Source organism: Gemmiger formicilis, from assembly GCF_900167555.1.
Classification (GTDB): domain Bacteria; phylum Bacillota; class Clostridia; order Oscillospirales; family Ruminococcaceae; genus Gemmiger; species Gemmiger formicilis.
This window is the reverse complement of record NZ_FUYF01000016.1, coordinates 1-14,326: the sequence shown is the minus strand read 5'-3', so window position 1 is coordinate 14,326 and position 14,326 is coordinate 1. Positions and strand designations below refer to the sequence as shown.

The 14,326-nt window shown below is 60.6% G+C and carries 11 protein-coding genes and 1 tRNA gene; 2 read left to right on the top strand and 10 right to left on the bottom strand.

Annotated features, from left to right (window positions below; genetic code table 11):
* Nucleotides 1-223: 223 nt before the first annotated feature.
* Nucleotides 224-1,558: an alanine/glycine:cation symporter family protein gene (locus B5D32_RS11330; protein ID WP_078785138.1), complete on the top strand. Its 1,335-nt coding sequence runs from the start codon at nucleotides 224-226 to the stop codon at nucleotides 1,556-1,558.
* Between the two features lie 988 nt (nucleotides 1,559-2,546).
* Here B5D32_RS11330 and nagA read toward each other — a convergent pair.
* From nagA to B5D32_RS11285, 9 genes are all read right to left on the bottom strand, one after another.
* Nucleotides 2,547-3,674, bottom strand: a complete 1,128-nt coding sequence (gene nagA, locus B5D32_RS11325) for an N-acetylglucosamine-6-phosphate deacetylase (protein ID WP_078785137.1) — start codon at nucleotides 3,672-3,674, stop codon at nucleotides 2,547-2,549.
* Nucleotides 3,675-3,693: 19 nt separating this feature from the next.
* Nucleotides 3,694-4,422, bottom strand: a complete 729-nt coding sequence (gene nagB, locus B5D32_RS11320) for a glucosamine-6-phosphate deaminase (RefSeq protein WP_078785136.1) — start codon at nucleotides 4,420-4,422, stop codon at nucleotides 3,694-3,696.
* 222 nt (nucleotides 4,423-4,644) lie between these two features.
* Nucleotides 4,645-6,120: a PTS transporter subunit EIIC gene (locus B5D32_RS11315; RefSeq protein WP_078785135.1), complete on the bottom strand. Its 1,476-nt coding sequence runs from the start codon at nucleotides 6,118-6,120 to the stop codon at nucleotides 4,645-4,647.
* Between the two features lie 255 nt (nucleotides 6,121-6,375).
* Nucleotides 6,376-6,741 (bottom strand): DUF1667 domain-containing protein, encoded by a 366-nt coding sequence (locus B5D32_RS11310; RefSeq protein WP_078785134.1) that lies wholly within the window; start codon nucleotides 6,739-6,741, stop codon nucleotides 6,376-6,378.
* 2 nt (nucleotides 6,742-6,743) lie between these two features.
* The gene (locus B5D32_RS11305; protein WP_078785133.1) at nucleotides 6,744-7,997 is read right to left on the bottom strand and encodes an NAD(P)/FAD-dependent oxidoreductase; all 1,254 of its coding nucleotides are present in this window, start codon (nucleotides 7,995-7,997) and stop codon (nucleotides 6,744-6,746) included.
* Nucleotides 7,998-8,012: 15 nt separating this feature from the next.
* A complete protein-coding gene (locus tag B5D32_RS11300; protein ID WP_078785132.1) occupies nucleotides 8,013-9,455 on the bottom strand; it encodes an NAD(P)/FAD-dependent oxidoreductase in 1,443 nt (480 codons plus the stop codon).
* A 421-nt stretch (nucleotides 9,456-9,876) separates the two neighbouring features.
* On the bottom strand, nucleotides 9,877-11,379 hold the full coding sequence (glpK, locus tag B5D32_RS11295; protein WP_078785131.1) for a glycerol kinase GlpK: 1,503 nt from the start codon (nucleotides 11,377-11,379) through the stop codon (nucleotides 9,877-9,879).
* Between the two features lie 238 nt (nucleotides 11,380-11,617).
* Nucleotides 11,618-12,385, bottom strand: coding sequence for a ComF family protein (locus B5D32_RS11290; RefSeq protein ID WP_078785130.1), 768 nt, complete (start codon nucleotides 12,383-12,385; stop codon nucleotides 11,618-11,620).
* On the bottom strand, nucleotides 12,386-12,829 hold the full coding sequence (locus tag B5D32_RS11285; protein WP_078785129.1) for a hypothetical protein: 444 nt from the start codon (nucleotides 12,827-12,829) through the stop codon (nucleotides 12,386-12,388).
* 519 nt (nucleotides 12,830-13,348) lie between these two features.
* On the opposite strand from B5D32_RS11285, the gene B5D32_RS11280 reads away from it, so the two are divergent.
* The gene (locus B5D32_RS11280; protein WP_078785128.1) at nucleotides 13,349-13,906 is read left to right on the top strand and encodes a type II secretion system protein; all 558 of its coding nucleotides are present in this window, start codon (nucleotides 13,349-13,351) and stop codon (nucleotides 13,904-13,906) included.
* 271 nt (nucleotides 13,907-14,177) lie between these two features.
* On the opposite strand, the gene B5D32_RS11275 is transcribed toward B5D32_RS11280, so the two are convergent.
* A tRNA-Lys gene (locus B5D32_RS11275) sits at nucleotides 14,178-14,253 on the bottom strand.
* Nucleotides 14,254-14,326 lie beyond the last annotated feature (73 nt).

The window sequence follows — 14,326 nt, the reverse complement described above, 5'->3', positions numbered from 1 at the left end:
ACGGGCGGGGTCTTTTGAAATTTTTTTGCGGCAAATTTTGGACTGCCTGCAGGGGCCGGGCATGCCCGGCCCGCGGGCTTCCCGCAAGCGCCCGTTTACCGGACACAGCCGCCAGTGTGTGCGCCATACAAATACACTTGACTTTATATCAAATTCATAGTATAGTAAATAAGTCGCCCGCATTGCGGCGGGGATTTTGGATGTAAAAGTTATGGGGGTCAGTATGGCGGCATTTACTACGTTTATTGAGCAGTTCAGCGATGTTCTGTGGAACTCGCTGCTGCTGTTTTTGCTGGTCGGCACGGGCGTGTACTTTACCGTGCGGCTGCGCGGCGTGCAGGTGCGCCGCTTTGGTGAGGGCTTCCGCCGTGTGTTCGGCGGCTTTACGCTGCGCGGCAAAAAGGCGGACGCCGAGGGCATGAGCAGCTTTCAGGCGCTGACGACGGCCATTGCGGCGCAGGTCGGCACCGGCAACATCACGGGCTGTGCCACGGCGCTGGTCAGCGGCGGCCCGGGCGCGCTGTTCTGGACCTGGGTGTCGGCGTTTTTCGGCATGGCGACCATTTACGCCGAGGCCGTGCTGGCGCAGCACTACAAGACCACGGTGAACGGCCATGTCACGGGCGGCCCGGCGTACTATATTCGCGCCGCGTTCAAGGGCAAGGTCGGCAAGGTGCTGGCCACGGTGTTCTCGGTGCTCATCATTCTGGCGCTGGGCTTCATGGGCAACATGGTACAGTCCAACTCCATCGGTGATGCGTTCCACAACGCCTTTGGCCTGAACCGGCTGGCGGTGGGCGTCGTGGTGGCGGCCATTGCGGCGTTCATCTTCCTGGGCGGCGTGCAGAGAATTGCCGCTGTAACGGAAAAAGTTGTGCCGATCATGGCGGCATTTTACATTCTGGGCTGCATCGTCATTCTGGTCATCAACGCCAAGGCGCTGCCCGGCGCGCTGGCGCAGGTGTTTGTGCTGGCGTTTGAGCCGCAGGCCATGGCGGGCGGCATCGCAGGCGTGACCGTGCAGCAGTCCATGCGTTTCGGCGTGGCCCGCGGCCTGTTCTCCAACGAGGCGGGCCTTGGCTCGACGCCCCACGCCCACGCGCTGGCCAAGGTCGAGCGCCCGCAGGACCAGGGCGCTGTGGCGATCCTGGGCGTGTTCGTTGACACGTTCGTTGTGCTGACGCTGACCGGCCTGGTGCTGATCACGTCCGGCCTGATCCCGCAGGGCATGACCGGCACGGTGCTGACCCAGGCCGCCTTCAGCCAGGCGTTCGGCGGCTTTGGGCCGATCTTCATCGCGGTGTGCATGTTCTTTTTCGCGTTTTCGACGATCATCGGCTGGTATTTCTTCGGCCAGTCGAACTTCAAGGCGCTGTTCGGCGAGAAACTGCTGCCGGTGTACAGCATCATTGTAGTTGCGTTCATTCTGGTCGGCTCTACCCTGAAGGTCGATCTGGTCTGGGCGCTGGCCGACCTGTTCAACGGCCTGATGGCCGTGCCGAACCTGCTGGCCCTGCTGGCGCTGGCCGGCGTAGTTGTGGCGATTGACCGGAAGTAATTTTTGCGAGACGGGGATTTGTTCCTTTCCTTAGAAGAAAAGGAACTAAAAAAATAACCTGCCTGCGAGAGGTCGCAGGCAGGTTATTTTTGTGTTTGAGGGGGCTGGGCGGTTATGCAAAGGCCCTGTGGCTTGCCGCCCTACGATGCAAAGGATACGGGGTGGTAATGGCAGGGTTGCGGGCCGGGCATGCCCGGCCCCTACAGGGTGGCGTGAATGAGTTGCGGGCGAAGGCCCGTCCCACGGAATGTGGTAAAGTGGGATGTAGGGCGGCCTGCCCCCAGGCCGCCGCGGACGTTTGCGGTAATGAGAAGCCCTGCGGATTGTGTTGTAGGGGGCGGCGTCCCCGACGCCCCGCGGAGGTGCGGGGTTGTGAGCGTGGGCCCACGGTTGAGCGGAGCGAAATCGGGGAGCGAACAATGTTTGCCCCTGCAGGGCAAACAACCGCATGAGCGGGCCAGCTTTGCTGGCTGACGGCGCTCGTTGTGCGCCGTCAAGCGGTCAAGACCCCTCCCTACGATGCAAAGGATAAAAGGGGTGGTAATGGCGAGGCTGCGGGCCGGGCATGCCCGGCCCCTACAGACTGCCGTAAACGGGTCGCGGACGAGAGGGGCGAGGGGGGGCGGCAGCCCGGCCCCTTTTCGCGTGCGGAGGTTGCCCGGGAATGGGCGACCACGCACAGCCCGTCGGAATCCCCCAGTCCGCTAACGCGGCCAGCCCCCTTTGACAAGGGGGCCTCCACCTCACCCCTGCGGGGGTTCGGGGGAACTCCCGACTCAAAAGTGGAGGAAGGGCCGATGGCGTTAAGAACGGACAGTAATACTGCGTCCGTTTAGCCATCGGCCCTTCCGACTTCCTTATTGGGGTTCTTAGGGGCGTGCAGCCCCTAAGGCGGGGTCCGCTGCATTCGCAACAGCGGCAGTTTTCTTTGCAAGCTTTCTTTTGCTGCCAAAAGAAAGCGAGTTTCCGGGGGACTGCCGTTCCCGGTTTAGCCGATAACCTCTCCGTGCCGCACAACCTTCAAAATATCCAGCTTATCATCGACCAGCACGACGTTGCCGTAGCGGCCTGCGTCGAGACTGCCGTAATCGGCATCAATGCCGATGCTGCGGGCGGGGTTCAGGGTCGCGGCGCGGACGGCACTCTCAAGGGGCACGCCCATGTCGAGGACCGCACGCTTCATGCAGTCAAACAGACAGGTCGCGCTGCCCGCAATCGTGCCGGGCTGCTCAGTCAGCGTCGCGCGGGGTCCGCGCACCGTGACGGCCTGGCCGCCCAGACTGTACTGGCCGTCAGGCAGACCGCAGGCCATCATGCTGTCCGCAATCAAAATCACACGATCCGCCCCGAAGGTGTTGAAGGTGAACCGCACCATCGCCGGGTGAATGTGGACGTTGTCGGTGATCAGCTCGACCTCGGCACCGTCCTCCAGCGCGGCAATGATCGGCCCCGGCTCACGGTGGGTGATGCCCGGCATCGCGTTGTACAGGTGGGTCATGTGGGATGCCCCCGCCGCAAACGCGGCCTTGGCCGTGTCGTAATCGGTGCAGGTGTGGGCAATCGAAATGCGCACCTCATCGCGGCATTCCTTGATGAAATCCAGATTGCCCGGCTCCTCGGGGGCGACGTCAACCAATTTGATCAGCCCGCCGCTGCGCGCCTGCAGGCGGCGGAACATGCCCGCGTCGGCGGCCATGACGTACTTCGGGTTCTGCGCGCCAACCTTCTTGGGGCTGATGTACGGCCCCTCCATGTTGATGCCGACCAGATCCGCGCCGCGCTCGTTCTTGTGGGCCGCGGCCACGTCCATGATGCCGTTCAGGATCTCCTCGCTGAACGTCATGGTTGCGGGGCAGATGGCCAGCACGCCCTTGCTCGCCTCAAAATCAGCGATGGCCTGCAGGCCGGCCTCGTCGGCGTCGCAGAAATCGTGGCCGACTGCGCCGTGGAAATGGATGTCCACCAGACCCGGCAGCGCATAGGCACCGCCCGCGTCAATGACATCCTCGCCCTCCTGCGGGGCCGCGCCAAAGACGATGCGGCCATCGCGGATGATGAGGTCCTTTTCCACAAAGCGGCAGCCGTCGCTGTAGACTTTTGCATTTTTGATAATCATTGCAGTGTTCCTCCGCAAATCAGATCTCGCTCAGGGCTTCCTCGTCGCCGACCAGAATGAAGTCGGGGTGCATCTGCAGGATGCTGGCGGGGACCTCCGGCGTGACGGGGCCGAAGAACGCCTTTTTGACGATGTCGGCCTTGCCCTTGCCGTTGGCGACCATCAGGACTTTGCGGGCCTGCATGATCGTCTTGATGCCCATGGTGTAGGCCTGCTTGGGGACCAGATCGGCGTTGCCGTCGAAGAAGCGCTTGTTGGCCTCGATGGTTTCCTCCTTCAGATCAACGCAGTGGGTGCCCAGCTCGAATGCCTCGTTCGGCTCGTTGAAGCCGATGTGGCCGTCGTTGCCGATGCCCAGCAGCTGCAGGTCAACGCCGCCCACATTGTGAATGACCGCGTCATAGCGGGCGCACTCGGCGTCGGCGTCCATGTTGGTGCCGTCCGGCAGGTTGATGGCCTCGGGACGGATGTTGACATGGTCAAACAGGTTGCGGTGCATGAAGCTCCAGTAGCTCTCGGGGTGCTCCTTGGGCAGGCCGCGGTACTCGTCCAGGTTGACCGTCGTGACCTCGGAGAAGTCGATGTCGCCCTTGTTGTACCACTCGACCAGCTGCTTGTAGGTGCCCACGGGCGTACCGCCGGTGGCCAGGCCCAGCACGCAGTTGGGCTTCATGATGACCTGGGCCGAGATGATGTTGGCGGCCTTGCGGGACATGTCGTAGTAATCTTTTGCACGGATGATCTTCATAAGAAAATACCTCCTGATCTTTTCGGGGTGCGTTGCCCCGGTTTTCCTATTCTTCATTATACCACGCCATGGGGCGGGATACCATGACCGGTTTATGTGATTTGTACCAAGATTTTGTGCCGTTTTTGCAGCAAATCACAGAAAAAGCCGCGGACGGGCTGATCGCCCGCCCGCGGCGGAGTTGATAAAGGGAACCAGACCTTTATCCGGTGATGCCTGTTTTTACAGCATCTTCTTCAGCTCGTCGTAGACGAACTGGACCTTGGGTCCGATGACGACCTGGCAAGCGGTCTTGCTGGGGCGGATAACGCCGGCAGCACCGGCAGCCTTGACGGCCTTCTCGTTGACAGCAGTGCTGTCCTTGACCTCAAAGCGCAGACGAGTGGCGCAGTAGTCAACGTTGGCAACGTTGCCCTTGCCGCCGACAGCAGCCAGAACGCCGGAGGCGATAGCGGTGAAGTCGTTGTTGGCGAGGGTGATGTTGGCCTCAGCAGCTTCGGCATCCTCGTCCTCACGGCCGGGGGTCTTCAGGTCGAACTTGACGATAGCGAACTTGAAGACCAGATAGAAGACAACGAAAGCGGCGATGCCCAGAGGGATGATCATCCAGGTCTTAGCATGTGCGGGCAGGCTGGCGGAGAAGATCAGGTCGGTAGCACCGGCGGAGAAGCAGAAGCCTGCGCGGAAGCCGGAGTAGTAGGTGATGATGGTGAAGATGCCGTACAGAGCAGCATAGACAACATACAGGGGGAAGCAGAGGAACATGAAGCCGAACTCGAACGGCTCGGTAACGCCGCAGACGAAGGCGCAGATAGCAGCGGAAACAACCAGACCGATAGCAGCCTTCTTGTTCTTGGCAGTCTGGACCATGGCCAGAGCAGCACCGGCAATACCGAACATCATGCAGGGGAAGAAGCCGGACATGTACATGCCGAGGTCCCAATTGACACCATTCTGACCGGTGACATCGCCAGCCCAGTAGTGGCTCAGGTCGCCCAGACCGATGGTGTCGAACCAGAACACGTTGTTCAGAGCGTGATGCAGGCCGGTGGGGATCAGCAGACGGTTCAGGAAAGCGTAGATGCCGGCGCCGATGCCGCTCATCTTGGCAATGCCGTTGCCGAGGGCAACCAGAGCGCCGAAGATGATGGGCCAGACGAACAGCAGAACAACGGAAACCACGATGGAAACAACGGCGGTCACGATAGCAACGCTGCGCTTGCCGCTGAAGAATGCCAGCCAGTCAGGCAGCTGGGTGTTCTTGAACTTGTTGTAGCAGGCAGCACCGATGATGGCGGCCAGGATGCCGATGAAGGAGTTGCCGGCGATCTTGCTGAAAGCAATGTAATCGACGGTGCCTTCCTCCAGCGTGCGGACAGCGCCGACAACGCCGGGGCTGAGCAGCTGCTGCATCATCAGGAAGCTGACCAGACCGGCCAGACCGGCAGTGCCGTCGTGGTCGTCAGACAGACCCACGGCAGCGCCGATGGCGAACAGCCATGCCATGTTGTCGATCAGGGCGCCGCCGGCCTTGATCAGCAGGAAACCTACGGTGTAAGCAGCACCGGAGGTCGGGCCCTCGGCACCCATAACGGCGGGAGCCAGAGCGTAACCAATGCCCATCAGGATACCACAGACGGGCAGAGCAGCTACGGGAAGCATTAAGGCTTTACCGAGCTTCTGCAGATACTTCATCATAAAAGCATTCCTCCAAAAATTGTGAGTGGGTCTCTCCCAACTCGGCGCCGGGCCGTCTGGTTCCGCAGCCGCGACACTTTGTTAATCTCATATTAACATATTCTTCACAAAAAAGAAAGTGATTTTAGCAAAATTGTCGAAAAGCCGAAAAACCAACGGTTTCTTTGTGCAATATTCAAACACGCCATTGATTTTTGCCCAAATTTCTTTGAAAATTTAACTTTTTTGGAAAGTTATTTTCATAACGGGATGAATCTACACCTCGGCTACGTCCTTCGTCGCCACCACATCCACGCCGGTCCCGGCTGCATCGGGCAGCAGGACCTGACCGATGTGTACGGGGGCGGGCACCACAACGCTTTTCAGCGCGCGGACAACGTCAAAAATTTTCTCCTTCGGGATGTCGCTGCGGGTCTTGCAGCTCACGGCGGGCAGGATGCCGCCGGTCACGCGCACCGTTGTGGTCACAATGCGCGTCGGGGCGGTGACCTCCCTGCGGGCGTAGGCGTCGCCGCGCGGGCAGGTGTTGCCCTGCACGGTGACCACCGCGCCGCCGTCCAGCGTCACAGTCAGCGGGCAGCCCATCGGGCAGCCGATGCAGATCAGTTCACGTTTTTCCATCGTCAGCCCTCCTCCAACGTTACCGTCACGGCGTCGCCCGGGCCGCGCAGGAGCTCGGCCTTCAGCCGCACAGTCTCCATCTCGCCGGGGGCCAGCACGGGCCGCTTGCGGCTGTAGATGCAGTCTGTACCGCGGTACACCGCGATTTTTTTATTTTTGTACACGCCGCCCACGCGGAACCGCAGCGTCACGGTATCCCCCGCGCAGTCGGGGCGGATGGTGGTCGGCACGGTGTAGCGCACGCCGTTTTCGCACCGCACGGGCAGGGTGCGGCCCGCCGCGGCCCCGCCGCCCGCAATGTATGCCGCCGCGTGCTCACCTGCCGCCGCGGCCTCCTCCGACACATAATCCACCAGGTCATGCACATGCAGCACGTTGCCCGCGGCAAAGACGCCGGGCAGGTTCGTTTCCAGGCTCTCATTGACCGCCGGGCCGCCGGTGACGGGGTTCAGCGCCACGCCCGCGGCGCGGCTCAGCTCGTTTTCGGGCAGCAGCCCGCAGGAAAGCAGCAGCGTGTCGCAGTCGTAGTGTTCCTCGGTGCCGGGGACGGGTTTTCCGTTTTCGACCCGCGCCAGCGTGATGCCGGTCACGCGCTCCTTGCCCTGAATGTCCACTACCGTGTGGCTCAATTTCAGCGGAATGCCAAAATCATCGAGGCACTGCACAATATTGCGCTTTAAGCCGCCGGAGTACGGCATCAGCTCCGCCACGCAGAGCACCTTTGCCCCCTCCAGCGTCATGCGGCGTGCCATGATAAGGCCGATGTCGCCGCTGCCCAGAATCACGACCCGCCGCCCGGGCAGGCAGCCCTCCATGTTGACGAGCCGCTGCGCCGTGCCCGCGGTGAAGATGCCCGCGGGCCGGTAGCCCGGAATGTTCAGCGCACCGCGCGGGCGCTCACGGCAGCCCATGGCCAGAATGACCGCCTTGGGGTGCAGCTGAAACAGTCCGTCGGTCTTGTTCATGGCGGTGACGGTCTTGTCCGCCGCCAGATCCAGCACCATCGTGTTGAGCTTGTATTCAATTCCCAATTCGCGTACCTGCGTCACAAACCGTGTCGCGTACTCGGGGCCGGTCAGCTCCTCTTTAAAGGTATGCAGGCCGAAGCCATTGTGGATGCACTGGTTCAGGATGCCGCCCAGCTCACTGTCGCGCTCCAGGATCAGGATGTCCTGCACGCCGCTTTTGCGTGCGGCCACCGCCGCGGCCAGCCCCGCCGGGCCGCCGCCGATAATGACCAGATCAACGTTTTTCATGGCAGACGCCCCCTTTCACAGGCTATCCTTGTTCGTGCCGACGATGATTTTGGACGCACCGCCGGACTTGGTGATTTCGCTCTGCGGCACGCCCAGCTCCCGCGCCAGGATCTCCATGACGCGCGGGCTGCAGAAGCCCGCCTGGCAGCGGCCCATGCCCGCGCGGGTGCGCCGCTTGACGCCGTCCAGACTGCGTGCGCCGGGCGTGCGGCGGATGGCGTCGATGATCTCGCCCTCGGTCACGCTCTCGCACCGGCATATAATCTGCCCGTAGGCCGGGTTTTGTCGGATAAGCTCCGCCCGCGCTGCAAGATCCAGTGCTTTGGGGTCCAGAATGCCCCTGCGCGTCGGGTCAAAATCGGGCTTATTGTGTAAGTGCAGACTGCCGCGCACGATGTCCGCGACCATCGCACCGATGGCCGGGGCGCTGGACAGGCCGGGCGACTCGATGGCCGCGCAGTCCACAAAGCCGGGCGCGATCTCGCCGATGAAGAAGTCGTGCCGCACCTCGTGGGCGCGCAGACCCGCGAAGCTCGTGATGGTCTGGCGCAGCGGAATGTCCTTGACCGCGAGGCCGGATTTTTCCCGCACCTCGTCCAGGCCCGCCGCCGTCGTGGCCGTGGCCTCCTTGTCGTCCACGTCGATGGCCGTCGGCCCGACCAGCAGATTGCCGTGCACCGTGGGCGTTACCAGCACGCCCTTGCCGTATTTGCCCGGCAGCTGGAATACCGTGTGCCGCACATGCTGCCCCGCCGTGTGGTCAAGCAGGAAGTAATCTCCCCGCCGGGCCGTGATGGTCATGGGGTGCGCCGCGTCGGCCATATTGTGCAGCGTGTCGGCGTATACGCCCGCCGCATTGACGATGCAGCGCGTTTCCAGCGTGCCGTGGTCGGTCTCGACGGCCCACCCGGTTCCGCCGCCGTCCAGCGGGTGCAGGCCCGTAACTTTGGTGTCAAACCGAAACTGCACACCGTTTTTGGCGGCGTTCTCCGCCAACGCAAACGTCAGGCCGAACGGGCAGACGATGCCGCCCGTGGGCGCCCACAGTGCGGCGACGGCGGCGTCCGAGATGTTCGGCTCCATTCCCACCAGCTCGTCCCGTTCTATGATGCGCAGCCCCTCCACGCCGTTGGCGATGCCGTTTTCATAGAGCTTTTGCAGCGCGGGGCGGTCCTCGTTGCTCAGGCAGACGACAAGGCTGCCGCACCGGTCGTAGGCAAAATCCAGCTCCTTCGCAAGGGCCGGCATCCGGCGGCTGCCCTCGACGTTGAGCTTGGCCATCAGGCTGCCGTGGGCCGCATCGTACCCGGCGTGGACAATGGCGCTGTTGGCCTTGGACGTGCCGCAGCAGACGTCCTCCTCCTTCTCTACTACAAGAATTTTCGCGTCATACTGCGAAAGCTCCCGCGCACAGGCGCACCCGGACACGCCCGCGCCGATAATGATGATGTCGTACATATTGATACCTCGTGTTGTTGGTTTTCTATTGCGGCGTCTCTTTCTCGGCCCCCTCTGCGAGGGGGCTCCCGCCGCAGCGGGTGAGGGAGAGAACCTTGCGGCGGTCCGAACTATTTCGGGTTACCGCAAAGTTCGACCCCTCCGGCGCTGCGCGCCACCTCCCCTGCCAGGGGAGGCAAGAGGACGCGGCTACGCCCGTCCTATGCGCGCCAAAAACCGCTTACTTTTCCATATAGAGACTGTAGGGGCCGGGCATGCCCGGCCCGCGGCCTTTCCGCAAGCGTAATTTTGCCTTTTGGCAGAGGGCCGGACATGTCCGGCCCCTACCGGGAGGCACGCTTTTAAAAGACCTCTTCCGTAAGTTCTCCCCTCATCCGCCCCTTCGGGCCACCTTCCCCCCAAGGGGAAGGCTTAAGGGACCTTACTCCTCCTTCGCCCAGCCGTAGCTGCACCGCACCGCCTTATTCCAGCCCTTCAGCCGTCTGGTGCGCTCGTCGTCGGGGATGCCCGGCATAAACTCACGGTCCACCGACCAGTTTTGCAGCACGTCCTCGGTGCTGCTCCAATAGCCGACGGCCAGCCCGGCCAGATACGCCGCACCCAGCGCCGTCGTTTCCACGCAGCAGGGGCGCTTGACCGGCAGGTTGCTGATGTCCGCCATCGTCTGCAGTAAGTAATTGTTCGCGCACGCGCCGCCGTCCACCTTGAGCGCCGTCAGGTCAATGCCGGAATCCGCCTGCATGGCGGCCAGCACATCGTTGATCTGGTAGCACAGGCTGTCCAGCGTCGCGCGGATGATGTGGTTCTTGTTCACGCCGCGGGTCAGGCCCACGATGGTGCCGCGGGCGTACTGGTCCCAGTGCGGCGCACCCAGACCGGTGAACGCAGGCACGACGTAGCAGCCGTTCGTGTCCCTGACCTTCTGCGCCATGTACTCGCTGTCGCGGGCGTCCTCCAGCAGGTGCAGCTCGTCCCGCAGCCACTGGATGGCTGCGCCCGCCACAAAAATCGAGCCTTCCAGCGCGTAATTCACTCTTCCGTCCAGTCCCCACGCCACGGTGGTGACCAGCCCGTTTTGGGAGAACACCGGCTTCTCTCCGGTGTTCATCAGCAGAAAGCCGCCCGTGCCGAAGGTGCTTTTGGCCTCGCCCCTGGTAAAGCAGGTCTGGCCGAACAGCGCGGCCTGCTGGTCGCCCGCCGCCCCCGCGATCTTGATCTCGCCGCCGAAGTGCATCGGGTCGGCGTACTCGTAGAACTCGCTGTTGGGCACGGGACGCGGCAGCATACAGCGCGGTATATCGAGAATTTTCAGTATCTCGTCGTCCCAGTCCAGCGTGTGGATGTTGAACATCATCGTCCGGCTGGCGTTGGAGTAGTCGGTCACGTGGATCTTGCCGCAGGTCAGCTTCCAGATGAGCCACGTCTCCACCGTGCCGAACAGCAGGTCGCCGCGCTCGGCACGCGCGCGCACGCCGGGCACGTTGTCCAAGATCCACTTGAGCTTTGTGGCCGAGAAGTAGGCGTCGATGACCAGCCCGGTCTTTTGCCGGATCAGGTCGGTCAGGCCGCGGGCTTTCAGCTCGTCGCAGTACTCGCTTGTGCGGCGGCACTGCCAGACAATGGCGTGGTAGACCGGCTCGCCGGTGTCACGGTCCCAGACGATGGTCGTCTCGCGCTGGTTCGTGATGCCGATGGCGGCGATGTCCTCCGCCGACGCGCCGACCTCGTTCATGGCCGACAGCGCCACGCCGAGCTGGGTCGTCCAGATCTCGTTGGCGTCATGCTCGACCCAGCCTGGCTTGGGGAAATACTGGGTGAACTCCTTTTGCGCGACGCTGCACATCTCGCCCCTGGCGTTAAAAAGGATGCAGCGGTTGGACGTGGTGCCCGCGTCCAGCGCCATGATATATTTTTGCTTTGTCATCGCGGTTTCTCCTTTTACAGCAGAAAATCGATCCGTGTCTTTATTATACAGGATGTTCAGATTTTATGCGCGTGGCAAAACCGCCAAATTTTTCACCCTATTTTTGGCAGGGCTGGCGTTGGTCGGGGCAGGCACGGCATACCGGATGGTGCGGAGATACCCCGTATAAGCTCGTATAAGCTATGAAAAAAACCGAAGCAGTACGCCCATGATTTCCGGGCACGCCGCTTCGGTCTTTTTATGGTTTTGTCTCAGGGGGCTTTTTCCGGCTCTTGGGCAGCTCCTCCGCCGCGGCAATCGCCACAGCGGTCACCTCCACCGCACCGGCCTGCAAAAGTGCCAGCGCACACGCCGATGCCGTCGCACCGGTTGTGATAATGTCATCAATCAGCAGCACCCGCCTGCCGGTCAGGTCTGTGCCGGGGCGGCAGCCAAACGCGCCCCTGGCGTTTTGCAGGCGCTGCTCGCGGGTAAGCTCCTTCTGCGGGCGGCCCCGGCGCTTGATGTACAGCGGTGTCTCCACCGGGACCCCCAGCACCGCGCCCAACCGGCGCGCCAGCAGCAGCGGCAGACCCGGCATACCGGGCAGCGGCTGGCGGGGCGGCACCGGCACAATACAGCTGTACAGCGGCAGCGCGGTCACACCCGCATACTGTGGCATTTTTCCGGGCTGTTTGGCCGGCAGTGCGCCGAACACCAGCACGGCCACACGGTCCGCCAGCTCCCGGGCATACCAAAAGCAGCCGCCCCGCTTGCAGCGCAAAACGGCTGTACGTACAATATCCTCGTAATAATACGCCGCGGCAGCCTCCCGCACGGCGTAAAAATCGTGTTCGCCCTCCGGCAGACGCGCCGGAATGTGCTGTAAGCGCATTTCCTCGGGCACGCAGGCCGGGCAAACCGTGCCCTGCAGTGCGTCCGGCCCCAGCAATGACCCGCAAAACGGACAACGCCGCGGGAAAAGCAGGTCCGGCAGACGGCGCAGCTGCGCAAAATCCGTGCGCACTTAATAGAAGCCGCAGCCGTGCTTGCCGTTCTGCTTGACACGGTACAGCGCCTCGTCAGCATCCTTGAAGATGCTCTCGCCGGGGTTTGCGCGATCCGTATAGCTCAGATTTTGCGACGTTGTCATGGCGGATTTCAGCAGCGTGAAAGCATCGGTGTCGCCGTAATGCTCTGCAAAATACTCTAAAGCGTTCTCGCGGCGGCGGGTCGTATTCAGCTCCTCAAAGTAGTTGTCCATGTACTCCCGCTGACCGGTGGCGGTGTACATCCGCACCTGCTCGATCAGGTAGTCCGACCCGCTTTGCAGCTGCCGGGCCAGTGTCTCGCACTGGATGTAATCGTCCGTGGCGGTCTGCATTTGAGCCAACTCCCCCGTGCCCTGCACCGCGAACGCGACGAGCACCACCGCCAACACCAGCGTGGCGACAATATCAAAGATGCTCACCCGCTGTATCCTAATCTTTTTCAACACCCAGCCCGCTTTCCAACCAGAATTTTTATAATATTTCCGATTATTTTGTATAGTATATATAGATATAGTATACAAAAAGTCAAATCGGATTGCAACTTTATTCGTTTGGCACAATCGACAAATTGGGGGCAGGATTTTTGGCAGTACCTCTTACCACCGCCGTCGTCTGCGTTTTTCAAATCGAATTATAATATCACATTATTCACAAATAACGTCAGTGTGTCAGAGAATCACATTCCTGACCTATTGAATGTGTAGGGGCGACCATTGGTCGCCCGCCAGCTTGACGCAGCAATGCGTTTTCCCGGAAGGTATTTTCCCAGACAAACGGGCACGGGCGAGCAATGCTCGCCCCTACAAGAGTTTTTCGACAGTCTTACATTATTCACAAATAATGTATAAAGAATTTGGCATCCCCCACAATTGACGCAGCATCGTTATGTGCATATACTTTATTTGTACGGTTTTATACTGATGTGGGAGGCGTGCGCTATGGCCCGGTTCTGTGATTCCAACCAAAAAAGGGGGGTTACCCTCGTTGAACTGATCGTTGTCCTGGTCATCCTGGCCGTATTAGCAGCGCTTTTGGTCCCGTCCCTGACCGGCTATATCGACAAAGCCGTTGAAAAGCGCATCATGCTCCAGGCTCGCTCCCTCATGACCGCCGCCCAGGCGACAATTGATGAGGCGTATGCGAAAGGCGAATTGCACGTCGACGACAATGGCTATTTTGAACAGCCCAATGAGGATACAGCCCATAAGCTTGCCAAACAAATCATAGAGTTATCTGAACTGGAAGGCGAACAGTATACCTGGAGGTTTCAACTGGTCGACCCCAGCAACACTGAATTTCCCACCGCCAAAATCGCCATTCTTGAGTTTACCAATGGCAAGCACCGAATTATGTATCGCATCCGCCCATACAAGAAGGAGCCCGCCGGTTGGGGCAGCGTTCAGAAAATTTCAGCGAAGTCAAAATGGGGCCCGCGTACAGATGGCAATCCATTCCTTTCCTCCTCTGACTATAAGCCTGATACATATCATCCATAGTTGGGCAAAGCCTGACTGGTTGGTATTGTACCAACAAACCGCCATTGAGGAATTGGCGAGCCTTTTTTGACAGCTCTCTAAATAATTTTGCTGCTTACTTTTATTGGCAGCTGCATATATGCCACCGTTTCTCTTACAATAAAAGTTCTTGAATTTCTCCTACAAAACAAAAAGAGCCGTTGACTTGGGTTGAAGTCAGCGGCAAAACGAAAGCACTCCACAAAGCGGCAATCATTATGAAAAAAGCCTTACGTTTCCGTAAGGCTTTTTTTGGTGCACCATCGGGGACTCGAACCCAGGACCCACTGATTAAGAGTCAGTTGCTCTACCAACTGAGCTAATGGTGCTTATAAAAGAGAAGCCGGCATCTACCTATTTTCACAGGCCGTTTCCAGCCAACTATCTTCGGCACAAGTGAGC